General features: G+C 69.4%; 28 protein-coding genes, 1 tRNA gene and 1 riboswitch. Of the genes, 17 read left to right on the forward strand and 12 right to left on the reverse strand.

The annotated features are described in order from the left end of the window. Positions 1–31: 31 nt before the first annotated feature. Together ACFYW8_RS05950 and ACFYW8_RS05955 are read right to left on the reverse strand one after the other, a co-directional pair. Positions 32–616 (reverse strand): isochorismatase family protein, encoded by a 585-nt coding sequence (locus ACFYW8_RS05950; protein ID WP_389068404.1) that lies wholly within the window; start codon positions 614–616, stop codon positions 32–34. A 197-nt stretch (positions 617–813) separates the two neighbouring features. Beyond that, the gene (locus tag ACFYW8_RS05955; protein WP_389068406.1) at positions 814–2,193 is read right to left on the reverse strand and encodes a nicotinate phosphoribosyltransferase; all 1,380 of its coding nucleotides are present in this window, start codon (positions 2,191–2,193) and stop codon (positions 814–816) included. A gap of 126 nt (positions 2,194–2,319) precedes the next feature. On the opposite strand from ACFYW8_RS05955, the gene clpS reads away from it, so the two are divergent. From clpS to ACFYW8_RS05990, 7 genes are all read left to right on the forward strand, one after another. Beyond that, positions 2,320–2,628 carry an ATP-dependent Clp protease adapter ClpS gene (gene clpS, locus ACFYW8_RS05960; protein WP_355848856.1) on the forward strand — a complete coding sequence of 103 codons (309 nt, stop codon included), beginning with the start codon at positions 2,320–2,322 and terminating at the stop codon, positions 2,626–2,628. Positions 2,629–2,681: 53 nt separating this feature from the next. Further along, the gene (locus tag ACFYW8_RS05965; protein ID WP_389068409.1) at positions 2,682–3,287 is read left to right on the forward strand and encodes a DUF2017 domain-containing protein; all 606 of its coding nucleotides are present in this window, start codon (positions 2,682–2,684) and stop codon (positions 3,285–3,287) included. A 330-nt stretch (positions 3,288–3,617) separates the two neighbouring features. Next, positions 3,618–5,066, forward strand: a complete 1,449-nt coding sequence (locus ACFYW8_RS05970) for an amino acid permease (protein ID WP_389068411.1) — start codon at positions 3,618–3,620, stop codon at positions 5,064–5,066. 110 nt (positions 5,067–5,176) lie between these two features. Continuing rightward, positions 5,177–5,599 carry a M67 family metallopeptidase gene (locus ACFYW8_RS05975; protein ID WP_328451999.1) on the forward strand — a complete coding sequence of 141 codons (423 nt, stop codon included), beginning with the start codon at positions 5,177–5,179 and terminating at the stop codon, positions 5,597–5,599. 79 nt (positions 5,600–5,678) lie between these two features. Further along, positions 5,679–5,780 carry a putative leader peptide gene (locus tag ACFYW8_RS05980; RefSeq protein ID WP_311736770.1) on the forward strand — a complete coding sequence of 34 codons (102 nt, stop codon included), beginning with the start codon at positions 5,679–5,681 and terminating at the stop codon, positions 5,778–5,780. A gap of 115 nt (positions 5,781–5,895) precedes the next feature. Next, a complete protein-coding gene (locus tag ACFYW8_RS05985; RefSeq protein ID WP_037619201.1) occupies positions 5,896–6,174 on the forward strand; it encodes a MoaD/ThiS family protein in 279 nt (92 codons plus the stop codon). 17 nt (positions 6,175–6,191) lie between these two features. Further along, complete coding sequence (locus ACFYW8_RS05990; protein ID WP_365870192.1) at positions 6,192–7,142, forward strand: cysteine synthase; 951 nt, start codon at positions 6,192–6,194, stop codon at positions 7,140–7,142. A gap of 211 nt (positions 7,143–7,353) precedes the next feature. Here ACFYW8_RS05990 and ACFYW8_RS05995 read toward each other — a convergent pair whose 3' ends face one another. After that, complete coding sequence (locus ACFYW8_RS05995) at positions 7,354–7,827, reverse strand: type II toxin-antitoxin system PemK/MazF family toxin (RefSeq protein WP_365870191.1); 474 nt, start codon at positions 7,825–7,827, stop codon at positions 7,354–7,356. A 251-nt stretch (positions 7,828–8,078) separates the two neighbouring features. Here ACFYW8_RS05995 and ACFYW8_RS06000 point away from each other — a divergent pair, with 251 nt between their 5' ends. After that, positions 8,079–8,831, forward strand: a complete 753-nt coding sequence (locus ACFYW8_RS06000) for an MBL fold metallo-hydrolase (protein ID WP_365870190.1) — start codon at positions 8,079–8,081, stop codon at positions 8,829–8,831. A gap of 71 nt (positions 8,832–8,902) precedes the next feature. Here the strand turns inward: ACFYW8_RS06000 and ACFYW8_RS06005 are convergent, their stop codons facing one another. Both ACFYW8_RS06005 and ACFYW8_RS06010 read right to left on the reverse strand, forming a co-directional pair. Beyond that, entirely contained in the window at positions 8,903–10,150 is a 1,248-nt protein-coding gene (locus ACFYW8_RS06005) for a PTS transporter subunit EIIC (protein ID WP_389068418.1), read from the reverse strand. 269 nt (positions 10,151–10,419) lie between these two features. After that, positions 10,420–11,706: a PTS transporter subunit EIIC gene (locus tag ACFYW8_RS06010; protein ID WP_389068421.1), complete on the reverse strand. Its 1,287-nt coding sequence runs from the start codon at positions 11,704–11,706 to the stop codon at positions 10,420–10,422. 174 nt (positions 11,707–11,880) lie between these two features. Here ACFYW8_RS06010 and ACFYW8_RS06015 point away from each other — a divergent pair, with 174 nt between their 5' ends. From ACFYW8_RS06015 to rdgB, 4 genes are all read left to right on the forward strand, one after another. Continuing rightward, the gene (locus tag ACFYW8_RS06015) at positions 11,881–12,114 is read left to right on the forward strand and encodes a PTS glucose/sucrose transporter subunit IIB (protein WP_351122607.1); all 234 of its coding nucleotides are present in this window, start codon (positions 11,881–11,883) and stop codon (positions 12,112–12,114) included. Positions 12,115–12,247: 133 nt separating this feature from the next. Beyond that, a complete protein-coding gene (rph, locus tag ACFYW8_RS06020) occupies positions 12,248–12,994 on the forward strand; it encodes a ribonuclease PH (RefSeq protein ID WP_365870187.1) in 747 nt (248 codons plus the stop codon). A 145-nt stretch (positions 12,995–13,139) separates the two neighbouring features. Next, complete coding sequence (locus tag ACFYW8_RS06025) at positions 13,140–13,538, forward strand: hypothetical protein (RefSeq protein WP_365870186.1); 399 nt, start codon at positions 13,140–13,142, stop codon at positions 13,536–13,538. Between the two features lie 205 nt (positions 13,539–13,743). After that, a complete protein-coding gene (gene rdgB / locus ACFYW8_RS06030) occupies positions 13,744–14,346 on the forward strand; it encodes an RdgB/HAM1 family non-canonical purine NTP pyrophosphatase (RefSeq protein ID WP_389068427.1) in 603 nt (200 codons plus the stop codon). 42 nt (positions 14,347–14,388) lie between these two features. Here the strand turns inward: rdgB and ACFYW8_RS06035 are convergent. From ACFYW8_RS06035 to ACFYW8_RS06060, 6 genes are all read right to left on the reverse strand, one after another. Next, positions 14,389–14,473, reverse strand: a tRNA-Leu gene (locus ACFYW8_RS06035). Positions 14,474–14,486: 13 nt separating this feature from the next. Further along, positions 14,487–15,170, reverse strand: a complete 684-nt coding sequence (locus ACFYW8_RS06040) for an HNH endonuclease signature motif containing protein (protein ID WP_365870184.1) — start codon at positions 15,168–15,170, stop codon at positions 14,487–14,489. After that, on the reverse strand, positions 15,167–15,820 hold the full coding sequence (locus tag ACFYW8_RS06045; protein WP_389068431.1) for an HNH endonuclease: 654 nt from the start codon (positions 15,818–15,820) through the stop codon (positions 15,167–15,169). The genes ACFYW8_RS06040 and ACFYW8_RS06045 overlap by 4 nt, the downstream gene beginning before the upstream one ends. Positions 15,821–15,924: 104 nt before the next feature. Next, positions 15,925–16,245 carry a quaternary ammonium compound efflux SMR transporter SugE gene (sugE, locus tag ACFYW8_RS06050; protein ID WP_389068432.1) on the reverse strand — a complete coding sequence of 107 codons (321 nt, stop codon included), beginning with the start codon at positions 16,243–16,245 and terminating at the stop codon, positions 15,925–15,927. A gap of 35 nt (positions 16,246–16,280) precedes the next feature. Beyond that, positions 16,281–16,347: riboswitch (guanidine-III (ykkC-III) riboswitch) on the reverse strand. Positions 16,348–16,400: 53 nt separating this feature from the next. After that, positions 16,401–16,703, reverse strand: coding sequence for a co-chaperone GroES (locus tag ACFYW8_RS06055; protein ID WP_103554526.1), 303 nt, complete (start codon positions 16,701–16,703; stop codon positions 16,401–16,403). A 97-nt stretch (positions 16,704–16,800) separates the two neighbouring features. After that, on the reverse strand, positions 16,801–17,139 hold the full coding sequence (locus ACFYW8_RS06060; RefSeq protein WP_389068434.1) for a DUF3618 domain-containing protein: 339 nt from the start codon (positions 17,137–17,139) through the stop codon (positions 16,801–16,803). A 135-nt stretch (positions 17,140–17,274) separates the two neighbouring features. Between ACFYW8_RS06060 and bcp the strand changes: the two genes are divergently transcribed. Beyond that, the gene (bcp, locus tag ACFYW8_RS06065) at positions 17,275–17,742 is read left to right on the forward strand and encodes a thioredoxin-dependent thiol peroxidase (protein WP_037619171.1); all 468 of its coding nucleotides are present in this window, start codon (positions 17,275–17,277) and stop codon (positions 17,740–17,742) included. Between the two features lie 54 nt (positions 17,743–17,796). Here bcp and ACFYW8_RS06070 read toward each other — a convergent pair whose 3' ends face one another. Beyond that, positions 17,797–20,292, reverse strand: a complete 2,496-nt coding sequence (locus tag ACFYW8_RS06070; protein ID WP_389068812.1) for a transglycosylase domain-containing protein — start codon at positions 20,290–20,292, stop codon at positions 17,797–17,799. 200 nt (positions 20,293–20,492) lie between these two features. On the opposite strand from ACFYW8_RS06070, the gene ACFYW8_RS06075 reads away from it, so the two are divergent. The 4 genes from ACFYW8_RS06075 (at position 20,493) to ACFYW8_RS06090 (ending at position 24,291) form a co-directional block, all read left to right on the forward strand. Then, positions 20,493–21,293, forward strand: coding sequence for an ABC transporter permease (locus ACFYW8_RS06075; RefSeq protein WP_389068439.1), 801 nt, complete (start codon positions 20,493–20,495; stop codon positions 21,291–21,293). Between the two features lie 4 nt (positions 21,294–21,297). Beyond that, positions 21,298–22,194 carry an ABC transporter permease gene (locus tag ACFYW8_RS06080; RefSeq protein WP_389068814.1) on the forward strand — a complete coding sequence of 299 codons (897 nt, stop codon included), beginning with the start codon at positions 21,298–21,300 and terminating at the stop codon, positions 22,192–22,194. A gap of 4 nt (positions 22,195–22,198) precedes the next feature. Next, positions 22,199–23,341, forward strand: coding sequence for an ATP-binding cassette domain-containing protein (locus tag ACFYW8_RS06085; protein WP_389068441.1), 1,143 nt, complete (start codon positions 22,199–22,201; stop codon positions 23,339–23,341). A gap of 83 nt (positions 23,342–23,424) precedes the next feature. Further along, complete coding sequence (locus ACFYW8_RS06090; RefSeq protein WP_365870178.1) at positions 23,425–24,291, forward strand: DUF1707 domain-containing protein; 867 nt, start codon at positions 23,425–23,427, stop codon at positions 24,289–24,291. Positions 24,292–24,325 lie beyond the last annotated feature (34 nt).

Genomic DNA, 24,325 nt, shown 5'->3' on the forward strand with positions numbered 1-24,325 from the left:
GGGGCAGGTGTGACCCGGTGTCGCGGTCCGGCTACACCACGGGCTTGCCCGTGAGCTCGACACCGGCGGCGCGCAGCTCCTCCAGCGCGCGCTCCGTCGTCTCCTCCGCCACTCCGGCCGTCAGGTCGAGCAGGACCGTCGTGCGAAAGCCCTGGCGCGCGGCGTCCAGGGCGGTCGCCCGGACACAGTGGTCGGTCGCGATGCCGACCACGTCCACCTCGCCGATCCCGTGGGCGCGCAGCCAGTCGCCCAGCGCCATCCCGTTCTCGTCGGCACCCTCGAAGCCGCTGTACGCCGCCGCGTAGGCGCCCTTGTCGAAGACGGCGTCGATCGCGCCGGAGGCGACAGCCGGTGCGAAGTTCGGGTGGAAGCCCACCCCTTCCGTGCCGGCCACGCAGTGCGCGGGCCACGAGTGCACGTAGTCCGGGTTGTCGGCGAAGTGGCCCCCGGGGGCGATGTGGACATCGCGGGTGGCGACGACGTGCCGGTAGCCGGCGGGGGCCTGCCCGATCAGCTCCGTGACGGCGGCGGCCACGTCGGCGCCCCCGGCCACCGCGAGGCTGCCCCCCTCGCAGAAGTCGTTCTGCACGTCTACGACGATCAAGGCGCGGCGCATGGGCGGTGTCCTTCGGCTATGGGTGCGGCAGACAAGGGTGCGGGCCCGGCCGTTGAACTTCCGAGCCTAGAGACTTCGAGGGCTGTGCGGGAGGGGCAATTCGGCTTCCGCGGCCCGCGCGGGCCCGCTGCCGTTGCATTCCCGCTCACCGAAGGTTCATGCGCGGTGTCACTCCCGCACCGCCCGCCCCGCACGCCTCAGACGTATGCGGTGGGAAGCACCGGCTCGCCGCGCGACAGCTGGGTCGCCGACAGCGGCAGCCGGGCGCGGGCCGCCGCGTGCCGGTCGCGTACGACGTCGAGCGGCTCGCGGGCCAGGACCTGTCCGCCCTTGACCAGCTGGACCAGGAGCTGCTGGTCGGCCAGCTCGCCGGGCACCGGCCCGACACCGATCACCTCGGCCTCGGCGACCCCCTGCTCGTCCAGGCGCCGCGCGGCCCACTTACGGCCGCCGATGGACGTCTTGCCGCCCGTGGACTTCTTGGCCACCGGCTCCAGTGGCGCCTCCGGGTCCGCCGACTCGGCACGGGCGACCAGCTTGTAGACCATCGAGCACGTCGGATGGCCGGATCCCGTCACCAGCTGGGTGCCGACGCCGTACGCGTCCACGGGCGCCGCCGCCAGCGAGGCGATGGCGTACTCGTCCAGGTCGGAGGTCACGACGATCTTCGTCGCGGTCGCGCCCAGCTCGTCCAGCTGCTGGCGCACCCGGTGGGCGACGAGCAGCAGGTCTCCGGAGTCGATGCGCACCGCGCCGAGCTCGGGTCCGGCGACCTCGACGGCCGTGCGGACCGCCTCGGCGACGTCGTAGGTGTCCACGAGCAGCGTGGTGCCCCGGCCCAGCGAGTCCACCTGCGCCCGGAAGGCGTCCCGCTCGTGGTCGTGCAGGAGGGTGAAGGCGTGCGCGGAGGTGCCCACGGTCGGGATGCCGTAGCGGAAACCGGCGGCCAGGTCGGAGGTGGTGGTGAACCCGCCGATGTACGCGGCCCGCGCGGCGGCCACCGCGGCCAGCTCGTGGGTGCGCCGTGCGCCCATCTCGATCAGCGGCCGGTCGCCCGCGGCGGAGGCCATCCGGGAGGCGGCCGCGGCGATGGCGGAGTCGTGGTTGAGGATCGAGAGGATCACGGTCTCCAGGAGCACGCACTCCGCGAAGCTGCCCTCGACCCGCAGGAGGGGAGAACCCGGGAAGTACACCTCGCCCTCGGGGTAGCCCCAGATGTCCCCGCCGAAGCGGTACGAGGAGAGCCATTCCAGGGTCGGCTCGTCCACGATCCCGCGCTCGCGCAGAAAGCGGAGGACGTCGGTGTCGAACCGGAAGTTCTCGACGGCGTCGAGGACGCGGCCGGTGCCCGCGACCACTCCGTAGCGCCGCCCCTCGGGCAGCCGCCTGGTGAAGACCTCGAAGACCGAGCGCCGCTCGGCGGTCCCGGCCGCGAGGGCGGCCTGCAGCATCGTCAGCTCGTACTGGTCGGTGAAGAGCGCCGTAGAGGGAACGCCCACCCGTCGCCCACCACCGCCCTTCTTCGGAAGCGCATCGCGCCCTGCTTCTTCCGGCAGCCCAAGGTCCGCTGTGTTCATGGCAGGATCGTACCCCCATCTCGTCACTTTGACGATTTCTGGGGAGCCCTGCGATTCCGGGGGAGCCGGCCTCCGTTTCGGGGGTGCGTTTGTGCGGGTGACCCCCTCTGGTGGCAGCATGGGCGTGTGACGGCTCCTGCACCTCTAGAGATCGAGAAGACCGAGTCGGCGGAGGAGGTCTTCGCCGTACCCGAGCCGGACGTCCCCTGGGTCACGATCGTCCACAACGACCCGGTCAACCTCATGAGCTATGTGACGTATGTCTTCCAGACGTACTTCGGCTACTCCAAGGACAAGGCCACCAAGCTGATGATGGACGTCCACCACAAGGGCCGGGCCGTCGTCTCCAGCGGCACGCGCGAGGAGATGGAGCGCGACGTGCAGGCGATGCACGGCTACGGTCTGTGGGCCACCCTTCAGCAGGACCGGAAGTAGCCGGCCCCCTGTCAACCGACCGCCCGCAGGACCGGAAGTAGCGAACTCACTCCATGCCTGGACACTTCGAACCGCTCCCCGGCGGCGGCGCGGCCGTCGCGCTCGACGAGGTCGAGATCTCCATCATCCGCTCCCTCGCCGTCCAGCTCCTGGAGCTCATCGGTCCCGGCCCCGCGGAGGACGCCTCCGCCGACCCGCTCGCGGAGCTGTTCGCGGAAGGCCCCAGTGAGCCGCCGAGCGACCCGGTGCTGAGGCGCCTGTTTCCCGACGCCTACAGCGGCCCCGGCGTCGAGGCCGGCTCGCCCGAGCAGGCCGAGGAGCAGCACGCCCACTCCGCCGAGTTCCGCCGCTTCACCGAGAACGACCTGCGCGCGGGCAAGCGCGAGAACGCCCTCACGGTGATCCGCTCGCTGGACGGACTGACGCCCGGCGGCGACGGCGGAGCCGTCCTCGAACTGACCACCGCGCAGTCCGAGCAGTGGCTGCGCGCACTGAACGACCTGCGCCTGGCCATCGGTTCGCGGCTCGACGTCGTCGACGAGGAGGACACCGACCTCCTCTACCGGCTCCCCGACGAGGACCCGCGCAAGCCGATGGTGATGGCGTACCTCTGGCTCGGCGGCCTCCAGGAGACCCTGGTCGAAACCCTTATGCCCTGAACTGTCACGACACGACACCTCTCGCGTTCGCTCAGCGGACGCTCAAATCCGGATAACGATCACGTCACCGCAACCGCGCCCTATGGGGCGCGGTTCGATGTTTTGTCCGGTTCTTTCTGTGGTCTGCGCAACATCACCCTCAACCGATCAACGCCGCCGCCGTGATAGATCTTCACGACCGCCCGGCAGGACACCACCCATGTCCCGCCGGGTGCGCCACCGAGCCGGCGGACCGCCGGCCAGGCACAAGCTCCACCTGTCCGGGGGGATCGGAAGCCGATTCGAAGCCGAGTGACCGGCTCGGACCGGTATGGAGAAAGGCGCACCAACATGACCTCATCGCAGGTCGACAAGCAGTACGACGGCAGTGAGGCCGTGGGCGACGCCCCCGAAGAGGGGTACGAGCGCGGGCTCGGCAGCCGCCAGGTCCAGATGATCGCGATCGGCGGCGCCATCGGCGTCGGCCTCTTCCTGGGAGCCGGGGCGAACATCGCCAAGGCCGGCCCCAGCCTCATCGTGATGTACGCCCTCGCGGGCGTGATCATCTTCTTCATCATGCGGGCGCTCGGCGAGCTCCTGCTCTACCGCCCGGTATCGGGCTCCTTCGCCGAGTACTCCCGCGAGTTCCTCGGTCCGTTCTTCGGCTACTTCACCGGCTGGACGTACTGGCTGATGTGGGTGGTCACCGGCATGGCCGAACTCACGGCCGCCGCGATCTACGTCCACTACTGGTTCCCCGGCATCCACCAATGGGTGACGGCACTCGTGTTCCTCGTCGTCCTGTTCGTGGCGAACCTGATCTCGGTGAAGCTCTTCGGCGAGATCGAGTTCTGGTTCTCGATGGTCAAGGTCACCGCGCTGATCGGCATGATCGTCATCGGCATCGGTGTCCTCACCTTCGGCTTCAGCTCCGCCGGTGACACCGCCTCCGTCAGCAACCTCTGGCAGTTCGACGGCTTCTTCCCCAACGGCATCGGCTCGTCCCTGATGACCCTCCAGGGCGTCATGTTCGCCTACCTCGCCGTCGAGCTCGTCGGCGTCACCGCGGGCGAGTCCGAGGACCCCGAGAAGACGCTCCCGAAGGCCATCAACACCCTCCCGTGGCGCATCGCCCTCTTCTACGTCGGCGCCCTCACCGTCATCCTCTGCGTCGTGAAGTGGACGGAGTTCGCACCCAAAGTGAGCCCCTTCGTCGAGGCCTTCGCGAAGATCGGCATCCCGGCCGGCGCGGGCATCGTCAACTTCGTGGTCCTCACCGCCGCCCTGTCCTCCTGCAACTCGGGCATGTACTCCACGGGCCGCATGCTGCGGAACCTCGCCGACAGCGGCGAGGCCCCGAGGGTCTTCAGCAAGCTGTCGTCCACCAAGACGCCCGCCCTCGGCATCACCGTCTCCGTGCTCTTCATGGGCATCGGCGTGATCCTCAACTACGTCGTCCCCGAGAAGGCCTTCGGATACGTCACCTCGGTGGCCACCGCGGCCGGCATCTGGACCTGGCTGATGATCCTGGCCAGCCACATCCTGTACCGCCGCGCGGTCGACGCCGGCCGGCTGCCGGCCTCGTCCTTCCCCGCCCCGGGCGGCGCGAAGTGCAGCTGGGTCGCCGTCGTGTTCCTCCTCTTCGTCACCGGCCTCATCGCCTACGACTCCGAGTCCCGCATCTGCCTGTACGTGATGGCCGTCTGGGCCGCCGCCCTGGCCATCGGCTGGGCGGTCCTCAAGGCACGCAACCCGCAGGCCACCGAACGCCGTGAGCCGGAACTCGAGACGATCGGCTGACCGCCCCGCGGACGTCCGGCCGCCCCGGCCACCGCTCAGGACGTCCGGCATACGGGCCGTCCCGTACCACGCCTCGGTACGGGACGGCCCTTCTGTCTATCCTGACCAGCATGCTGACCATCACCGAGGCCCTGTTCGACCAGATCGTCGCGCACGCGCGCCAGGACCACCCCGACGAGGCGTGCGGCGTCGTCGCGGGACCCGCGGGCACCGACCGCCCCGAGCGCTTCATCCCGATGCTCAACGCGGCCCGCTCGCCCACGTTCTACGAGTTCGACTCCGGCGATCTGCTCAAGCTCTACCGCGAGATGGACGACCGCGACGAGGAGCCCGTCGTCATCTACCACTCGCACACCGCGACCGAGGCCTACCCCTCCCGCACCGACCTCGCCTACGCGAACGAGCCCGGCGCGCACTACGTCCTCGTCTCCACGGCGGACACCGACGACGCCGGCCCCTTCCAGTTCCGCTCGTACCGGATCGTGGAGGGCGAGGTCACGGAGGAGGAGGTCAAGGTCGTAGAAAGCTACTGATCTCACCCAACGGTCAAAAAGCGTCCGGAATGCGAGATCACACTCCGGGGCCCGTACCGGGAATCGATACGATGAGCCCATGGTTTTCCACGACGTGAGCGACAAGACGCCGGGCATGCTGCTCGTCGCGCGGCTGCACGTCGACCTGTGCAGGCTGCAGAGCGCCATCTGTACGCGCTGACCCGCCGCCGCGTACGGCCGGAGAGCCGCGGCTCCGCAACCGGCGTACCCCCTGCCCTGCCCGCGCTGCCGCGCGTCGTCCGACCTGACTTTCCTTCCGACAGGAGCCCGCAACCATGGCCATCGAGGTCCGCATCCCCACCATCCTCCGCACCTACACGAACGGCGAGAAGGCCGTCGAGGGCGGCGGGGCGACCCTTGCCGAGCTGTTCACCGACCTCGACACCCGTCACGCGGGCATCCGGGCCCGGATCGTCGACGGCGGCGAGCTGCGCCGCTTCGTCAACGTCTACCTCAACGACGAGGACGTCCGCTTCCTCGACGGCATCAACACCAAGCTGACCGACGGCGACAACGTCACGATCCTGCCGGCCGTCGCCGGTGGCATGGCCTGATCGGCCGCTGGTCTCCGATGCGCTACGACTCCCCGCTCGCCGCGGTGGGCAACACCCCGCTGGTGCGCCTGCCGCGCCTGTCGCCGTCCGCGGACGTCCGTATCTGGGCGAAGCTGGAGGACCGCAACCCGACAGGTTCGGTCAAGGACCGGCCGGCCCTCCACATGATCGAGCAGGCGGAGAAGGACGGCCGTCTGACTCCGGGCTGCACGATCCTGGAGCCGACCAGCGGCAATACCGGCATCTCACTGGCCATGGCGGCGAAGCTGAAGGGCTACCGCATGGTCTGCGTCATGCCCGAGAACACCTCGCAGGAACGCCGTGAGCTGCTCGGCATGTGGGGCGCCGAGATCATCCCCAGCCCGGCCGCCGGCGGCTCCAACACCGCCGTCCGCGTCGCCAAGGAACTCTCGGCGCAGCACCCGGACTGGGTGATGCTCTACCAGTACGGCAACCCGGACAACGCCGGCGCGCACTACGCCACGACGGGCCCGGAGATCCTCGCCGACCTCCCGTCCATCACCCACTTCGTGGCGGGCCTCGGCACCACCGGCACCCTCATGGGCGTCGGACGCTTCCTGCGCGAGCACAAGCCGGACATCAAGATCGTCGCCGCGGAGCCGCGCTACGACGACCTGGTCTACGGGCTCAGGAACCTGGACGAGGGCTTCGTACCGGAGCTGTACGACGCCTCCGTCCTCACCACCCGCTTCTCCGTCGGCTCGGCGGACGCGGTCACCCGCACCAGGGAGCTCCTCCAGCAGGAGGGCATCTTCGCGGGCGTCTCCACCGGGGCCGCGCTGCACGCGGCCATCGGCGTCGGCAACAAGGCCGTCAAGGCCGGAGAGTCCGCCGACATCGCCTTCCTGGTCGCGGACGGCGGCTGGAAGTACCTGTCGACGGGCGTCTACACGGCGGCGACGACGGAAGAGGCGATCGAGACCCTGCAGGGACAGCTCTGGGCGTAGCCCGGGCAACCGGACCGGCCGGACCGGAGGGCGCGGGGAGCGATCACGGCCCCCGCGCCCTCCGGCGTTCGCGCGCATACGAGGAAGAGGCTCGGCGCACGGCCCGGGACGGGGCCCGCGACTCCGCCTCGGCCCGCGACCCCGCCTCGGCCCAGCACTCCGCCTCGGCCCAGGACCGGGATCGGGTCTGGGACCGGGCCTGGAAGTGTGCTCAGCGTGCCAGGTAGCGGACCTGGTCCCACAGATTCGGATCCACCACGCCGACCCGCCGCCGGAAGTCGCCGACCGGCACTTCGCGCAGCTCGTCCGTCTCCAGAAAGCTCGGCCGCCCGTGGGCGTCTCCCACGGCCCCCGGAGGCAGCGGGATCACCCCGGGCCGCTCGTCGTGGTACTTACTGGTGATCTTCGCGACGGTCACCCGCTTCCCGCGCACCACCAGCACCAGACACGGCCGGTCCTTGGCCCCCGGCCCGTCCTCGTAGGGGACGTTCGCCCACCAGATCTCCGCCGCCCGCGGAAGCGGCCCGCCGCGCCGTGTCGTGCTCCGGCGGGGTCCGCGCGGCCGGCCCGGCGGACGCGTCGCGCCGGCCGGCCGGCGCCCGCGGCGCCCCCAGCCGTCAACCAGCGTCGCGACCAGCGCGAGCAGTACCACCGCCGCCAACGCGAGCCACCAGGACGTGTCCATGGCGTAGAAGGTACCGGCGCGCATGTGCCGCCGCCCGCCCTGCGCGGACCCCAGGTGCCCCAAGGTCCATCCGAACCGGTGACACCACAGGTGAGTTCGCCCACAACAGCCCCAGGCGGAGGAGCGACCGGCCCTTTTGCGCCTTACGCTCGATGGACCGCACGACCCCCGTTCCCGTATCTGCAACCGAGTACCTGCACCCCGCATCTACTCTCTCTGCACGTCCTGCCAGCGCGGAGGTTCCAGCTCTTATGAAGCTCACCGTCGTCGGCTGCTCGGGGTCGTTCCCGTCCGCGGAATCGGCCTGTTCGAGCTACCTCGTAGAGGCCGACGGCTTCCGGCTGCTTCTCGACATGGGCAACGGTGCCCTGGGCGAGCTGCAGCGCCACTGCGGTCTCTACGACCTCGACGCGATCTTCCTCAGCCATCTGCACGCCGACCACTGCATCGACATGTGCGCGTACTTCGTCGCGCGCTACTACCGCCACGACGGCGGCCGCTGCGACCCGATCCCCGTCTACGGACCCGAGGGAACGGAGCACCGTCTCACCACGGCCTACGGCGACACGCCGTCCGCGTCCTCGATGAGCGAGGTCTTCGACTTCCACACCGTCAAGCCGGGCACGTTCGAGGTCGGCCCCTTCACGGTGCACACGGAGCGGGTGAGCCACCCCGTCGAGGCGTACGGCATCCGGGTGGAGCACGGCGGAAGGTCACTGACGTACTCCGGGGACACCGGGATGACCGGGACCCTGGACGAACTCGCCCGCGACACGGACCTGTTCCTGTGCGAGGCCGCGTTCACCCACGGCAAGGAGAACATCCCCGGCCTCCACCTCAACGGCCTGGAGGCCGGCGAGACCGCGGCCCGCGCCCGCGCCCGCCGCCTCGTCCTCACGCACATCCCCCCGTGGACGGACGCCCACACGAACCTGACGGACGCCCGCTCGGCGTACACCGGTCCGGTGGAACTGGCGGCGCCGGGGGCCGTGTACGAGATCTGACGCCGTCCGCGTACGCGAAGGCCCCCGGAACCAGGTGGTTCCGGGGGCCTTCGCGCGCAGGCGGGGACGGCTCACGCCTTCGTGAGGTCCTCGATCTCCTCCTCGGGCTCACGGCCCGGGGTGGGAAGGTTGAACTTGATGATCGCGAAGCGGAAGACCGTGTAGTAGATCGCGGCGAACACCAGGCCGATGGGGATGATCAGCCAGGGCTTGGTGGCCAGGTTCCAGTTCAGCGCGTAGTCGATGAAGCCCGCGGAGAACGTGAAGCCCGCGTGGACACCGAGCGCCCAGGTGACCGCCAGGGACAGGGCGGTCAGCACCGCGTGGATCGCGTACAGCAGCGGGGCGATGAACATGAACGAGAACTCGATCGGCTCGGTCACACCCGTCACGAACGAGGTCAGCGCCAGCGAGATCATCATGCCCATCACGGCCTTGCGGCGCTCGGGGCGGGCGGAGTGCGCGATGGCGATCGCGGCGGCCGGCAGACCGAACATCATGATGGGGAAGAAGCCCGACATGAACATTCCGGCGCTCGGGTCACCGGCGAAGAACCGGTTGAGGTCACCGTGGACGACCACGCCCGTGGAGTCCTTGAAGTCGCCGATCTGGAACCAGGACACGGCGTTCACGAACTGGTGCATGCCGACCGGAATGAGCGCGCGGTTGATGAGACCGAACAGACCGGCGCCGACCGTGCCGAGACCGGTGATCCACTCGCCGAAGTTGGAGATGCCGTGACCGATCGGCTCCCACACCAGGCCGAAGAAGACGCCCATGATCGTTCCGACGAACGCCATGATGATCGGCACCAGACGGCGGCCGTTGAAGAAGCCGAGCCAGTCCACCAGCTGCTTGCGGTGGTAGCGCTGCCACAGCGCGGCGGACAGCAGACCCATGATGATGCCGCCGAGGACACCGGGGTTGTTGTAGGTCGCCGCTATGTCGGCGCCCTTCTGGATCTTCGCCTCGGTGACCGGGAAAGCCTCGAGCACCTTGCTGTAGACCAGGAAGCCGACCAGGGCCGCGAGCGCGGTGGAGCCGTCCGCCTTCTTGGCGAAGCCGATCGCGACACCGATGCAGAACAGCATCGGCAGGTTGTCGAAGATCGCGTGACCGGCGGTGGCGAACACCTCCGTGACCTTGTCGGGCAGGTGCAGCTTCTGTGCGATGTCCGGCACTCCCAGTCGCAGCAGGATGCCCGCCGCCGGAAGCACGGCGATCGGCAGCTGCAGGCTGCGGCCGACCTTCTGCAGGCCCTGGAACAGGCCGGATCCCCGCTTCTTCGCGGGTGCCGCCGGGACGGTGGCGGTGCTCATAGTTCCTCCATGCGCTGGGCGCTGCCGGGGGACGGGAAAGGTACGACAGGGTCGGCAGCGACCATGTGGTCTACACCACCAGTGGTGTAGACCTGTTTCTAGCACGGTGAAGGCTGGATGAGGAACCCTCGAATTTTGTGGCCTCGGCCATAACGGGAACAACTAGTTCCGGTCATGACGAAGGGCCCCTGGACCGGCTGGTCCGGGGGCCCTTCGTGGAGTGGTCCAGGCCCGGGAGGCCTGTGACTTGATGCGGAGCTTGCAGAGGTCTACGCCTTGGTCGTGTCCTCCACGTCCTCCTCGGGCTCCCGCCCCGGAGTCTTCAGATCGAACTTCGTGATCGCGAACCGGAAGATCGCGTAGTAGACGGCGCCGAAGCACAGCCCGATCGGCACGATCGCCCACGGCTTGGTCGCGAGGTTCCAGTTGATGATGTAGTCGATCAAGCCTGCCGAGAAACTGAAGCCGTCATGCACCCCGAGCCCCCATGTCACCGCCATGGAAACGCCGGTGAGCACCGCGTGCACCACGTAGAGCAGCGGCGCGATGAACATGAACGAGTACTCGATCGGCTCGGTGATGCCCGTGACGAACGACGTCAGCGCCACCGACAGCATCAGACCGCCGATCTCCTTGCGGCGATGAGGCTTCGCTGTGTGCGTCATCGCCAGCGCCGCCGCGGGCAACGCGAACATCATGATCGGGAAGAAGCCCGTGAGGAACTGCCCCGCGTTCGGGTCGCCCGCCAGGAACATGTTGATGTCCCCGTGCACGACCTGACCGTCCGGCTTGGTGTAACTGCCGAACTGGAACCAGATGGGCACGTTCAGGAACTGATGCAGACCGATCACCAGCAGCGCCCGGTTGGCCAGCCCGAACACACCCGACCCCCACGCCCCCAGCCCCACCAGCCAGTCACTGAAGTTCTCCAGCCCGGTACCGATCGGCGGCCAGACCCACACGCACAGCGACGCGAACGCGGCGGCCACGAACGCCATGATGATCGGCACCAGGCGCCGCCCGTTGAAGAAGCCGAGCCAGTCAACCAGCTTCGTCCGGTGGTAGCGCTGCCAGAAGTACGCCGACAGCAGCCCGATGACGATGCCGCCGAAGACCCCGGGATTCTGGTACGTGAACTCCACGACGGAGTTGTCCTCGAGCTGGCAGCCCAGCTTGATCTTGACGCTCCCGCCCGGACAGGTCTCCGGGAACGCGCGCAGCACGTTGTAGTAGACGAGGAAGCCCACGACCGCCGCGAGCGCCGTGGAGCCGTCCGACTTCTTCGCCATGCCGATGGCCACGCCGACACAGAAGAGCATCGGCAGTCCGAGCTGGCCGTCCAGCAGCGCGCCGCCCGCCGCCCCCATCACCCTGGAGAGGTTGTCCCAGCCCAGCCCGTCCGCGCCGAACACGTCCGGCTGCCCCAGCCGGTTCAGGATGCCCGCTGCCGGCAGCACGGCGATCGGCAACTGCAGGCTGCGGCCCATCTTCTGCAGCCCCTGGAAAGCCTTGTTCCAGCGGGCGCGCGCTGGCGAGACGGCGCTGACGGCACTCATGGGCGTCCTCCGGACCGGGCCGGTTTGGCGACTGCCCGCCCACTGGTGTAGACCAGTTGACGACGCGTCGCTCTGTCGTGACCGCCATCCTTCGGCACCCACGACATGACCGCTCGCGAAGATGGGCCAACTGTGGGTTACTGCGACAAAGCGGTTCTGATCAGGGAGTACGACATGGCCACCAAGGCTGAGAAGATCGTCGCCGGGCTCGGCGGCATCGACAACATCGAAGAGGTCGAAGGCTGCATCACCCGCCTCCGTACCGAGGTCGCCAACCCGGACCTGGTGAACGAGGCCGCCCTGAAGGCCGCCGGAGCGCACGGAGTCGTCCGGATGGGCACCGCCATCCAGGTCGTCATCGGCACCGACGCCGACCCCATCGCCGGCGAGATCGAAGACATGATGTGAGCGACGGGACCCACTGAAGCCGGCCCGGCTCCCACCGGCCGCACACCGCTTCAGGAACTCCGGCTCACCCGTGAGGGGCTGTTTCCGCCACCGGCGGGCAGCCCCTCACGCCTGTGCGGATAGGCTCGACGTCATGTCTCGAATCGACGGCCGCACCCCCGAACAGCTGCGCCCCATCACCATCCAGCGTGGCTGGAGCAAGCATGCCGAGGGCTCCGTCCTCGTCTCCTTCGGCGACACCAAGGTCTTCTGCACGGCCTCCGTCACCGAAGGCGTCCCGCGCTGGCGCAAGGGCAGCGGCGAGGGCTGGGTCACCGCCGAGTACTCCATGCTGCCCCGCGCCACCAACACCCGCGGCGACCGCGAGTCCGTCCGCGGCAAGATCGGCGGCCGCACCCACGAGATCAGCCGCCTCATCGGCCGCTCGCTGCGCGCCGTCATCGACTACAAGGCACTCGGCGAGAACACCATCGTCCTCGACTGCGACGTCCTCCAGGCCGACGGCGGCACCCGCACCGCGGCCATCACCGGCGCGTACGTCGCCCTCGCCGACGCGGTCACCTGGGCCCAGGGCAAGAAGCTGATCAAGGCCGGCCGCAAGCCTCTCACCGGCACGGTCTCGGCGGTCTCCGTCGGCATCGTCGGCGGCGTCCCCCTCCTCGACCTCTGCTACGAGGAGGACGTCAGGGCCGACACCGACATGAACGTCGTGTGCACCGGCGACGGCCGCTTCGTCGAGGTCCAGGGCACCGCCGAGGCCGAGCCCTTCGACCGCAAGGAACTCAACGCCCTGCTGGACCTGGCCGTCGGTGGCTGCGACGAACTCGCCGCCATCCAGCGCGCGGTACTCGAAGCGACCGGTGAGGCAACCGCCGGTTAATCCTTCGCGTTCTTATGGGTACGGGCGTACGGTCCAGCCGTGCGCCCGCCGGCCCCTTCGGGTGGATCGGGCCGACCGCGCAGCGGGCCGGTGCGGTCCGCCGACGTGGCCGCGCCACATCATGCCCACGGGGAGGGACCGTTCCATGGCCGCGCGCCACCGCAATCGCCGCCGCACCGCCGCAATCGCCGCCGTCGCCGCACTCGTCGCCCTGCCGGCGGCCGTCGGCTGCGACGCGGTCAGCAAGGCGCTCGACTGCGTGCAGACCGCCGACTCGATCGCCGACAGCGTCACCGCGCTCCAGCAGGCCGTCGAGAACGCGGCGAACGACCCGACGCAGACCGACGCGTCCCTCGACTCCATAGAGACCAACCTCGCCAAGATAGGCGACAAGACCGACAACGCCGACGTCAACAAGGCGGTCGACGACCTCAACAAGGCCGTCGACAACGTCCGTACGGCCGTGAAGAACGGCGACAGCACCCCCGACATCAGCCCGGTCACGGCCGCGGCGGGCGAACTGACGAAGGTGTGCACGCCGTAACGGGGCCGGCTCGTGACCGGGGCCCGGCTCTGGACCGGGCGGGGGTCGGACGGGATCCAGGAGACGGTCGGGCGGGGGCCCGGACCGGGGCTTCAGGGGACCTGACCCGGGACCTGGCCCGGGATCCGGCGGGGCCGGACTCGGGACTTGGCCCGGGATCCGGCAGGGGCCGGACCCGGGACCGGACTCGGAGATACTGGCGACCATGACCCGCCTGATCCTCGCCACCCGCAACGCCGGAAAGCTCACCGAGTTGACGGCGATCCTCGCCGACGCAGGGCTCACCCATGACCTCGTCGGCGCGGACGCCTACCCCGACGTCCCCGACGTCAAGGAAACCGGCGTCACCTTCGCCGAGAACGCCCTGCTGAAGGCCCACGCCCTGGCCCAGGCCACCGGCCTGCCCGCCGTCGCCGACGACTCGGGCCTGTGCGTCGACGTCCTCAACGGCGCGCCCGGCATCTTCTCCGCCCGCTGGGCCGGCCGCCACGGCGACGACCGGGCCAACCTGGACCTGCTCCTCGCCCAGCTCTCAGACATCGAAGCCCCGTACCGGGGCGCCCACTTCGCCTGCGCGGCGGCGCTCGCCCTGCCGGACGGCACGGAACGCGTCGTCGAGGGCCAACTGCGCGGCACCCTGCGCCACATCCCCGCCGGCACGAACGGCTTCGGCTACGACCCGATCCTCCAGCCCGACGGCGACACCCGCACCTGCGCGGAACTGACCCCCGCGGAGAAGAACGCGATCAGCCACCGGGGGAAGGCGTTCCGGGCGCTGGTGCCGGTGGTGCGGGAGTTGTTGGGCTGAGATACGGAGAGGGGCCGCCTTGTTGGACGGCCCCTCTCTGTGTGCGGCCGGTGGGACTCGAACCCACACGGGCTTTCGCCCACGGGCTCCTAAGGCCCGCGCGTGCTGCCAATTTCGCCACGGCCGCGTACGCCGCCATGCTACCGGTCCCGCGGTGATTGCCTATCTGGTGTTCGGCGGCCTCCTCGGCACCAGGTGGTGGTGATCGCGTGACAGTTGGGGCACAGCAAACGGAGGTTCTCCGGGCGGTCGTCGCTCCAGTCCCCGTTGATGTGGTCGACTTCCAGCGTCATGGGTTTTCCGAGCCACGCAGATCCAGTGCCGCACTCGGCGCATTGCTCGGGTATGCCGATTTGGCAGAGCGCTCGGCGCAACTGCGGAGTTTTAGTCCGGCGTTTCCCGCTGTGCTGGATCAGAATGTCCTCCGGTCGTTTGGCAGGCGATGTGCCTGGCCTTCCCCGCTGGTGTGCCTGTCCCAGGAAGTGGGCGGTCGGGAGGCGTTCTTCGGCGATCCACTGGCGAAACATCGCGCGTTGGTTGCCGTTATCCGGGCGGCTGAGGTGACGAAGCGCTTCGGCGATGGAGAATGACTCTGCCACTGCCACGCGCAGTTCGTCAGACGTGGGCCGAGTCTGTTTGGTGTGCCTGCCGCAATGCTGGAAGTGTGAGATGTCGATTCCGAAGTGAGCGAAGCGTCTCGTCAGGTAGCGCCGGAGGTAGCCGTATGGCTGGGTGCCGAAAAGGGCGATGACCTCGTCGATGTCGGAGCACTGTTCGGCGGCTTGCGTCATCCGCTCGCGGGTGTACCGCACGCCCCTGCTCATGAGGCGCCACCCCTGGTGCGCCCCTTGGCGCGACCTCGGTAACTGTCCGTCGTGGAGTGGCAGTTGGGACACAGAAGCCGGAGGTTCTCGATGCGGTTGTCACGCCAGTTGCCATTGATGTGGTCGACCTCCAGAGGAAGTGGATGACCTCGCCAGGTCGGCTCCGTGCCACAGTGCGCGCAACGTTCGGGCACGCCCAGGGTCGTCATCGCCCGTTTGAGTTGGCCGCTCGGGATGCGCCGGGTGTGATCGGTCGACTGCTCGACGAGCAAGGTCTCGGGCGTGCGAGGTCGTCTGGTCTGCCCGCGCTGGGCTGGGACTTGGAAGTGCGACGTGTCGACGCCGTACGCCTTGATCCGGCGGTGGATGTTGGTGTGGTGACCGCCCACCGCGTCGAGACCGAGTCGGCGCAGCACTTCGTACACGCTTGTCGATGCGGAGACGACCGGTTCAAGGATCTCTTTGGTCCACCGCGCTCCCTCACGTTCGAAGTGAGTGGTGTCCACGTCGAGCTTCTTCATCCGCTCAAGGACGTACCGCCGTGTCGAACTCTTAGGATCCACACCGAGTTTCGTCAACGCCTCCGACAACGTTCGCGACGCCCGAGCCGCCTCCGTCAGGCGCTCCTTGGTGTACGGACTGACCGGCATCGTCCCCTCCGTTCCGGTCGCTTGTTCGCGACCTCGTACGGACTAACGAACCGTTTATCGGACGGTTACGCCCAGTGAGTGTCCGGTCGGGTTTCGGAGTGGGCTCAGTGCCCCGACGTCGCCTTCAGGCCCACCACCGACACCAGGAGCAGGCAGACGAAGAAGATGCGGGCGGCTGTTGCCGGTTCGCCGAGGACGGTCATGCCGAGGATCGCCGCGCCCGCCGCGCCGATGCCGACCCAGACGCCGTAGGCGGTGCCGATCGGGAGCGACTTGGCGGCGTACGACAGCAGGACCATGCTCGCGACGATGCCCGCGCCGGTGAGCACGCTCGGGACCAGGCGTGTGAAGCCCTCGGTGTACTTCATTCCGATCGACCAGCCGACTTCGAGCAGACCGGCGACGACGAGCAGGACCCAGGCCATGGGAGGCACCTCCGGGAGACGACGGCTTGAGACGGGGTGCGTCGTCTTTGCGGAGCCCCGGTACGGCGCGTCTCGTCGGGGGTGCTTCCACCGTAGCAAAACAATGGCGAAGGGGCCGGTGACCATGGTCACCGGCCCCTTCGGGTGCGTATGCCCTACAAATACAGGCCGGTGGAGTCCTCGGACCCTTCGAAGCGGTCCGCGGCCACGGCGTGCAGATCCCGCTCGCGCATCAGCACGTAGGCGATCCCGCGCACCTCGACCTCGGCACGGTCCTCGGGGTCGTACAGGACCCGGTCGCCCGGCTCCACCGTACGGACGTTCTGCCCGACCGCGACGACGTCGGCCCAGGCGAGGCGCCGGCCGACGGCCGCCGTCGCGGGGATCAGGATGCCGCCGCCGGAGCGCCGCTCGCCCTCGGCGGCGTCCTGCCGAACCAGCACGCGGTCGTGCAGCATCCGGATGGGCAGCTTGTCGTCATGGGTGCTGTGCGTTTCACGATTGGCGCTCACGCCCCGAACCTACCTGTCCCGGCCTGTTTCGTACGCGGGCGGGTCAGCGCTTGCGGCGCCGTGTGCCCACCACGAACAGTCCGACGAGTCCGACCGCGACGAGAGCCGCGGGCACGATGCGCTCCAGCCGGGGCGCGCCGTCCTCGGTGACGAACTGCCCCTTCACATCGCCGACGACGCGGTTGACGCCGACGTAGGCACGTCCGAGCGTGTGATCGATGTTGGAGGCGACCTTCGCCTTGGCGTCTTCGACGATGGTCTTCGGGTGCACCCGTACGCCGATCTCGTCGAGCGTGTCGGCGAGTGTTGTGCGGCGGTGCTTGATGTCCGCCTCGATCTGCGCCGGAGTCCTGGTATCCGGCGTTCTCGACGTATCCGACACCGCGCTGCCTCCGTGGTCGTGTAGTGACTCCCTGATTCGGACAGTCTGTCAGTTCGGACGGGGCCGCACCCCTCGGCACCCCCCATTACGCTCGTTCCGTATCCATTCCATGCACCCCGGCCACGTGAGGTTCCGATGAGCGAGCGACTCCAGCCCGGCGACACCGCCCCCGCCTTCACCCTGCCCGACGCCGACGGCAACGAGGTCTCCCTGGCCGACCACAAGGGCCGCAAGGTCATCGTGTACTTCTACCCGGCCGCCCTGACCCCCGGCTGCACGAAGCAGGCCTGCGACTTCACGGACAACCTGGACCTGCTGGCGGGCGCCGGTTACGACGTGATCGGTGTCTCCCCGGACAAGCCCGAGAAGCTGGCGAAGTTCCGTGAGAAGGAGTCGCTGAAGGTCACGCTGGTCGGGGACCCCGACAAGACGGTCCTGGAGGCGTACGGGGCCTTCGGCGAGAAGAAGCTGTACGGCAAGACGGTCGTCGGTGTCATCCGCTCCACGGTGGTCGTGGACGAGGAGGGCAAGGTCGAGCGGGCGCTGTACAACGTGAAGGCCACCGGGCACGTGGCGAAGATCATCAAGGATCTGGGGATCTGACCGCCGGTCCGGCCCCCGCCCTTTCCGGCCCCGCCCTTTCCGGCCTCCGCCGGCTCAGTGTCTCTGCTTCTTCGGTGTGAGTCCGCTGAGTGGTCCCTGGCCCGCTGTCGTGCCCACGATGCCGCCGTCCGTGGTGCCCCCGCCGGTCGTGGTGGATCCGGTGGTACCGCCGTCCGTGGTGGTGCCACCGGTGGTGCCGGTCGTGGTCGTGCCGGTGGCGTCGGTGCCGCCGTCGGCCTGGCCCCGGGGCCGGCCGTTCGTCTCGCCCTGGGTCTGGCCCTGACCCTGGCCCTGTGTGCGGCCGTTCGTCGACGCCGGTGTGCTGCCGTTGGCCCCGCCCTGTGTGCCGCCCGCGTCCTGGCCGCCGCCCGTGGTGCCGCCGCTGTCCTGGTTGTCGGTGGCGTCCGGTGTGCCGGGGTCGTAGCTGGGGTCGTCCTGTTCGTCCGCGCCCGGCTGGAGCTGGAGGTCGAAGTCCGTCGCGTCCGTTCCGTCCAGGGCCTCCTGGGTGAACTGGGCCCAGATCTGGGCGGGGTAGCCGCCGCCGTTGACGCGGGACTGTCCGAGGGCGCCGTACAGGGACTTGTGGGCGCCGGTCTCGGGGTCCTGGCCCATCACGGCGACGACGGTGGCGAGGTCGGGTGTGTAGCCGGCGAACCACGCGGCGGTGTCCTCCTCCGCCGTGCCGGTCTTGCCCGCGGCGGGCCGGCCGGCGTCCTGCGCGGCCTGCCCGGTGCCGCCGTCGACGACGCTCTGGAGCATGGAGGTCGTGGTGTCGGCGGCCTCGCGGCTCACCACCTGCCGGGTGCTCGGCCGGACGTCCCGGACCGGCAGTCCCACGTCCTCCGAGCCGTCCTTGGTGATCTTCCCGACGAGTGTGTACGTGCCGTGCCTGCCGTGGTTGGCGAGCGTGGCGTACGCCTTGGCCATGTCGAGGACGCTGGCGGTGGCCGGGCCGAGCGCGATGGACGGGGAGGCGGTGAGGTCGGGGGTGCCGGCGGGGAGGCCGAGGGCCACGGCGGTCTTCTCCACCTCGGCGGGACCGACGTCGACGGCCATCTGCGCGTACACCGAGTTGACCGACTTGTCGGTGGCGGTGCGGACGGAGATGTCGCCGTACGAGACGCCGTCCTCGTTCTCCGGCGCGTAGGAGCCGCCGTTCCAGCCCTGCACGGGGCGCTGGTCGGTGCCGTCGTAGACGGTGTTCGGGTTGATGGTACGGCCGTCCTGGGTCCCGGAGCCGTTCTGGACGGCCGAGGTGAAGACGAACGGCTTGAAGGTGGAGCCGACCTGGTAGTCGCGGCGGGTCGCGTTGTTGACGTACTGCTTGGTGTAGTCGACGCCGCCGTACATGGCGAGGACCTTGCCGCTGGACGGGTCGATGGCCACGCCGCCCGCGCGGACGTAGGTGTCGACCTTGCGGTTCTTCTTGTCGAGCTGGTCCATCACCTGGTCGTCGACGGCTCTCACGAAGGCGTCCTGCTTGGACTTCTGGAGTGTGGTCGTGATGCGGTAGCCGCCGCTGGTGAGAGTGTCCTCGTCGACGATCCCGTTCGAGGTCAGATAGGCGTTGACGGCCTGCACGAGGTAGCCGCGCTGGCCCGACAGGCCCGCCGAGCCCTTGGCCTGCCTGGGCGCCGGGAAGGCGACGCGGTCGCGGTCGGCCCGGGTCAGCCATTTCTGCTTGGCCATGCCGTCGAGGACGTAGTTCCAGCGGGCGAGGGCCGCGGCCTTGTTCTCGGGGTGCGCGATCACGTCGTACTCGCTGGGCGCGTTGAGCAGTGCGGCGAGGTAGGCGCCCTGGCCGACCGTCAGGTCCCTGGCGCTCACGCCGTAGTAGGCCTGGGCCGCGGCCTGGATGCCGTAGGCGTTGCGGCCGTAGTAGCTGGTGTTGAGGTAGCCCTCCAGGATGTCGTCCTTGCTCTTCTCCCGGTCGAGCTTGATGGAGATGAAGAACTCCTTCACCTTCCGGGTGACGGTCTGCTCCTGGCCCAGGTAGTAGTTCTTGACGTACTGCTGGGTGATCGTCGAGCCGGACTGCCTGCCCTTGCCGGTGACCGTGTTCCAGCCGGCGCGGAGCATCGCCTTGGGGTCGATGGCGGACTCGCTGTAGAAGTCACGGTCCTCGGCGGCGAGCGTGGCGTGCTGGGCGTCCTTGGAGATCTGCGCGAGCGGGACGTTCTCGCGGTTGACGTCGCCGTCGCGGGCGAGCTGGCTGCCGTCGGCGTACAGGTAGACGTTGCTCTGCTTGATCGCGGCGGCGTTCGCGGACGGGATCCTGACGAGGAAGTAGCCGAGCGCGAAGAGGCCGGCCAGGAACAGCACCGTGCCGAGGATCGTGCCCAGCAGCGCGCGCCAGGTCGGGACGAGCCTGCGCAGGCCGGTCCGCCTCGGCCGCTGTTTCCGCTTCGGCTTCTTGCCGGGCTTGCCCGTCCGCGGTCCTGGTCGCGGTCCTGTCTGCGGTCCCGCCGCGGTGGCCGGGGCCGGGCGGGGGCCGGTTTCCGGTTCCCTGGGTGCCCAGCCCCGGCTGCGCTGCTGCGGCTCGTCGCTCATCTGTTCGCCGAACTCCTGTTTCGCGTCGTACGTTCCCATACGCCCTCGTACGCCTTGTATGTCACCTCTTGAAGACTCTCGCACCATGCGTTCCGTTCCCCGATCCCGGCACGCGTCGCGCCGGAAAATGCCTGGCGGGGCGAGTCGGGCGGGGGCTAGGCTCCTGCGCTTTGGCTCAAAGCTCAGGAAAGGGACGGGTTGTGGGCGCAGCGCGGCTGTACGCGGCTGTCGTGGGAAGCGGGTTCCGGCGTTACGCCACCTATCGGACGGCGACCGCGGCGGGTGTCTTCACGAACACGGTCTTCGGGCTGATCCTGGCGTACCTGTTCATCGCCCTGTGGGACACGAAGCCGCACCTCGGCGGCTACGACCAGGCGCAGGCGCTCAGTTATGTGTGGGTCAGCCAGGGGCTGCTGATGGTGGTCGCGGTGTTGGGCGGTGGCTTCGAGGACGAACTGATCGAGCGCATCCGTACGGGTGACATCGCGATCGATCTGTACCGGCCGGCCGACCTCCAGATGTGGTGGCTCGCGCAGGACGTCGGCCGGGCGCTGTTCCACCTGCTCGGCCGCGGAGTGGTTCCGCTCGTGTTCGGCGCGCTCGTCTTCGATCTGGCGCTGCCCTCGGATCCACTGGCCTGGCTCGCCTTCCTGGTCGCGGTGGCGCTCGGGGTGGTCGTCGGGTTCGCGATCCGATTCCTGGTGGCGCTGTCCGCGTTCTGGCTGCTCGACGGCGCGGGGGTGGCGCAGTTGACGTCCATCGCGGGGGTCTTCTGTTCGGGGATGCTGCTGCCGCTGAACGTCTTCCCGGGTGCGCTCGGTGAGGTCGTACGGGCGCTGCCCTGGTCCTCGCTGATCCAGGCGCCCGTGGACGTCCTGCTCGGCACGGCCGACCCGCTGGGCACCTACGCGGTGCAGGCCTCCTGGGCGGTGGGACTGCTCGCGGCCGGGCGGCTGGTCCAGTCGGTGGCGACGCGCAGGGTGGTGGTGCAGGGTGGCTGACTCGATGGAGCGGGGGACGCGGGTCGTGGCCGGTCCGCTGCGCGAGACCGCCCGCGCGGACCATCACCCCTTCGAGCGGCAGGGGGCGTACGAGCGGCTGCGGGACGGGCTGCGTGCCTACCGGCTGATCACCGCGATGTGGATCCGTTCCACGATGGCCTACCGGGCCTCATTCGCGATGACGGCCCTCGGGAACTTCGCGGCGACCGCCCTCGACTTCGTGGCGATCCTGCTGATGTTCTCGCGGGTCGACCGGCTCGGCGGCTACGGCCTGCCCGAGGTCGCCCTGCTGTACGGGCTGTCCGGTACGGCTTTCGGGCTCGCGGACCTGGGGCTCGGCTCGATGGACCGGCTCGGGCGCCGGGTGCGCGACGGCACCCTCGACACGCTTCTGGTGCGTCCCGTGCCCGTCCTCGCGCAGGTCGCGGCGGACCGCTTCGCGCTGCGCCGCCTGGGCCGGATCACCCAGGGGCTGCTCGTCCTCGGATACGCCCTCGCCGTGCTCGACATCCACTGGACGCCGCTCAAGGTGCTGATCATCCCGATGACGCTGCTCAGCGGTGGAGCGATCTTCTCGGCGGTGTTCGTGGCGGGCGGGGCGTTCCAGTTCGTCGCCCAGGACGCCTCCGAGGTGCAGAACTCCTTCACCTACGGCGGCAATACGCTCCTGCAGTACCCGCCGACCGTCTTCTCCAAGGACCTGCTGCGCGGGGTGACCTTCGTCCTCCCGCTCGCCTTCGTCAACTGGCTGCCCGCGCTGTACGTGCTGGGGCGGCCCTATCCGCTCGACCTGCCGACGTGGGTCGCGTTCGCACCACCACTCGTGGCGGCGGGCTGCTGCGCGCTGGCCGGGATCGCCTGGCGCGCGGGGCTGCGCGCGTACCGGAGTACGGGAAGTTAGGGGAATGGGCGTGGCCATCACCGGAAACAGCGGGTTCACCACTCCGGGCGGGGGAGCGGGTCCGGAGACCGGCGGGGAGGCTCGTCCGGAGACGGGCGGGGGAGCGGGTCCGGAGGCGGGCGGGAAAGCGGGCCCGGAGGCGGGCGGGAAAGCGGGCCCGGAGGCGGGTGGGGGAGCGGGTCCGGAGGGCGGCTTCATCGAACTCGACGGTGTCGAGAAGGTCTTCGAGGTGCGCAAGAGGACGGGGTTCCTGCGCAGCGAGCGGCGGCAGGTGCGGGCCGTCGACTCGATCTCCTTCACCGTGGCGCGCGGCGAGATGGTCGGCTACATCGGCCCGAACGGCGCCGGCAAGTCGACCACCATCAAGATGCTCACCGGCATCCTCACCCCGTCCGGCGGCCGGCTGCGGGTCGCCGGACTCGACCCGTCCCGTGAGCGCACCCGGGTCGCGCGCCGGATCGGGGTCGTGTTCGGGCAGCGTACGACGCTGTGGTGGGACCTCCCGCTGATCGATTCGTACCGGCTGATGCATCGCATGTACCGCGTCCCGGACGCGCGGTTCCGGGAGAACCTCGACCGCTGCGTCGAACTCCTGCAGCTCGGCGCCCTGTTGGACGTTCCCGTACGGCAGCTGTCGCTGGGGCAGCGGATGCGCGGCGACATCGCGGCGGCCCTGCTGCACGACCCCGAGGTGCTCTACCTCGACGAGCCGACGATCGGGCTCGACGTGGTCAGCAAGGTGCGGGTCCGGGAGTTCCTGCGGGACCTGAACGCCGAGCGCGGTACGACCGTCCTGCTCACCACGCACGATCTCACCGACATCGAGCAGTTGTGCCGACGGGTGATGGTCATCGATCACGGGCGGTTGATGTACGACGGCGCGCTGAGCGGGCTGCACGAGGTGGGGGAGAGCGAGCGGACCCTGGTCGTGGACCTGGAGCGCGAACTGCCCCCGATCGAGGTGGAGTCGGCGCGGGTGGTGAAGGTGGAGGGGCCGCGGCAGTGGCTGGCCTTCCCCGCCGCGCGGTCGGCGGCTCCGCTGGTGGCGCGGATCGCGGCGGAGTACCCGCTGGTGGACCTCTCGGTGCGGGAGCCCGACATCGAGGCGGTCATCAGCCGCATGTACGCCGGGAAGTCGGTCTCGTAGCCGGGAATCCGGTGTCGTGGCGGAGGCTGCCGGATGGGTGGGCCGGATGGCCCACGGGCGGGGGAACTCGTAGGCTGCTGTCCATGACCGACGACGAACTCCCGGAGCTGCGCGCCTCCGACGCCGATCGTGAACGAGTCTCCGAACAGCTGAGGGACGCCCTCGCGGAGGGTCGTCTCGACATGGAGGAGTTCGAGGAGCGGCTGGAGGCGACGTACGCCGCCCGCACCTACGGGGAGTTGGCGCCGATCACCCGTGATCTGCCCGGCGCGGCCCCGACCGCTCGCGTCTCCATGGTCAAGCAGCCGGTGGACGACGGGAGTTGGGGCGCGCGCATCGTCGGCGGCGAGGGGTCGTCCTCGTGGGGTGTGGCGATCCTCTCCGGCTTCGAGCGCAAGGGCCGCTGGACGGTGCCGAAGCGCTTCAACACCTTCGCGTTCATGGGCGGCGGTGAGATCGACCTGCGCGAGGCGAACTTCGCGGACCGCGAGGTCGTCATCAACTGCGTCGCGGTCATGGGCGGGATGAACGTGATCGTGCCGCCCGGCGTCGAGGTCGTCGTCCGCGGCATAGGCATCATGGGCGGCTTCGACCACCGTGAGTCGGACCGGGCGGGCGACCCCGGCGCACCCCGTGTGATCATCACGGGCTTCGCCTTCTGGGGCGGTGTCGGCGTAGAGCGCAAACTCACCCGTGCGGAGCGGCAGCGCCTCAAGGAGGAGCGTCGCCAGGAGAAGGTGGAACGCCGGGAGGCCCGCAAGGAGTTGCAGGGCTCACAGGGCGGGGGCCTCGGTGACGCGTACGACGCGCTCGACGACGTCCGCGACCTGATCCGTGACCGCCACGAGGACCGGCGTGAGCGCCATGAGGAGCGCCGCCGGCGCCATGAGGAACGCAGGGAGCGGCACCGGGACCGCCGGCAGGACCGCCGGCGCGAGGGCGACTACTGAACTCCGGCGGTGTGCGGGGCTGTTGACTTCAGGC

It is taken from the genome of Streptomyces sp. NPDC002742 (assembly GCF_042888885.1).
GTDB lineage: Bacteria > Actinomycetota > Actinomycetes > Streptomycetales > Streptomycetaceae > Streptomyces.

Excerpts from the sequence above, each read along its gene's own strand:
- ACFYW8_RS05970 (WP_389068411.1), top strand. The coding sequence starts at position 3,618 with ATGACCTCATCGCAGGTCGACAAGCAGTACGACGGCAGTGAGGCCGTG.
- ACFYW8_RS06015 (WP_351122607.1), top strand. The coding sequence starts at position 11,881 with ATGGCCACCAAGGCTGAGAAGATCGTCGCCGGGCTCGGCGGCATCGAC.
- ACFYW8_RS05955 (WP_389068406.1), bottom strand. The coding sequence starts at position 2,193 with ATGAACACAGCGGACCTTGGGCTGCCGGAAGAAGCAGGGCGCGATGCG.
- ACFYW8_RS06080 (WP_389068814.1), top strand. The coding sequence starts at position 21,298 with ATGGAGCGGGGGACGCGGGTCGTGGCCGGTCCGCTGCGCGAGACCGCC.
- ACFYW8_RS06040 (WP_365870184.1), bottom strand. The coding sequence starts at position 15,170 with ATGAGCAGGGGCGTGCGGTACACCCGCGAGCGGATGACGCAAGCCGCC.
- ACFYW8_RS05980 (WP_311736770.1), top strand. The coding sequence starts at position 5,679 with ATGGTTTTCCACGACGTGAGCGACAAGACGCCGGGCATGCTGCTCGTC.
- ACFYW8_RS06000 (WP_365870190.1), top strand. The coding sequence starts at position 8,079 with ATGAAGCTCACCGTCGTCGGCTGCTCGGGGTCGTTCCCGTCCGCGGAA.
- ACFYW8_RS06045 (WP_389068431.1), bottom strand. The coding sequence starts at position 15,820 with ATGCCGGTCAGTCCGTACACCAAGGAGCGCCTGACGGAGGCGGCTCGG.
- rdgB (WP_389068427.1), top strand. The coding sequence starts at position 13,744 with ATGACCCGCCTGATCCTCGCCACCCGCAACGCCGGAAAGCTCACCGAG.
- bcp (WP_037619171.1), top strand. The coding sequence starts at position 17,275 with ATGAGCGAGCGACTCCAGCCCGGCGACACCGCCCCCGCCTTCACCCTG.
- ACFYW8_RS06090 (WP_365870178.1), top strand. The coding sequence starts at position 23,425 with ATGACCGACGACGAACTCCCGGAGCTGCGCGCCTCCGACGCCGATCGT.
- ACFYW8_RS05950 (WP_389068404.1), bottom strand. The coding sequence starts at position 616 with ATGCGCCGCGCCTTGATCGTCGTAGACGTGCAGAACGACTTCTGCGAG.
- ACFYW8_RS05995 (WP_365870191.1), bottom strand. The coding sequence starts at position 7,827 with ATGGACACGTCCTGGTGGCTCGCGTTGGCGGCGGTGGTACTGCTCGCG.
- ACFYW8_RS05990 (WP_365870192.1), top strand. The coding sequence starts at position 6,192 with ATGCGCTACGACTCCCCGCTCGCCGCGGTGGGCAACACCCCGCTGGTG.
- ACFYW8_RS05975 (WP_328451999.1), top strand. The coding sequence starts at position 5,177 with ATGCTGACCATCACCGAGGCCCTGTTCGACCAGATCGTCGCGCACGCG.
- rph (WP_365870187.1), top strand. The coding sequence starts at position 12,248 with ATGTCTCGAATCGACGGCCGCACCCCCGAACAGCTGCGCCCCATCACC.
- ACFYW8_RS06025 (WP_365870186.1), top strand. The coding sequence starts at position 13,140 with ATGGCCGCGCGCCACCGCAATCGCCGCCGCACCGCCGCAATCGCCGCC.
- ACFYW8_RS06070 (WP_389068812.1), bottom strand. The coding sequence starts at position 20,292 with ATGAGCGACGAGCCGCAGCAGCGCAGCCGGGGCTGGGCACCCAGGGAA.
- ACFYW8_RS05985 (WP_037619201.1), top strand. The coding sequence starts at position 5,896 with ATGGCCATCGAGGTCCGCATCCCCACCATCCTCCGCACCTACACGAAC.
- ACFYW8_RS06010 (WP_389068421.1), bottom strand. The coding sequence starts at position 11,706 with ATGAGTGCCGTCAGCGCCGTCTCGCCAGCGCGCGCCCGCTGGAACAAG.
- ACFYW8_RS06085 (WP_389068441.1), top strand. The coding sequence starts at position 22,199 with ATGGGCGTGGCCATCACCGGAAACAGCGGGTTCACCACTCCGGGCGGG.
- sugE (WP_389068432.1), bottom strand. The coding sequence starts at position 16,245 with ATGGCCTGGGTCCTGCTCGTCGTCGCCGGTCTGCTCGAAGTCGGCTGG.
- ACFYW8_RS06055 (WP_103554526.1), bottom strand. The coding sequence starts at position 16,703 with ATGCTGCACGACCGCGTGCTGGTTCGGCAGGACGCCGCCGAGGGCGAG.
- ACFYW8_RS06005 (WP_389068418.1), bottom strand. The coding sequence starts at position 10,150 with ATGAGCACCGCCACCGTCCCGGCGGCACCCGCGAAGAAGCGGGGATCC.
- ACFYW8_RS05965 (WP_389068409.1), top strand. The coding sequence starts at position 2,682 with ATGCCTGGACACTTCGAACCGCTCCCCGGCGGCGGCGCGGCCGTCGCG.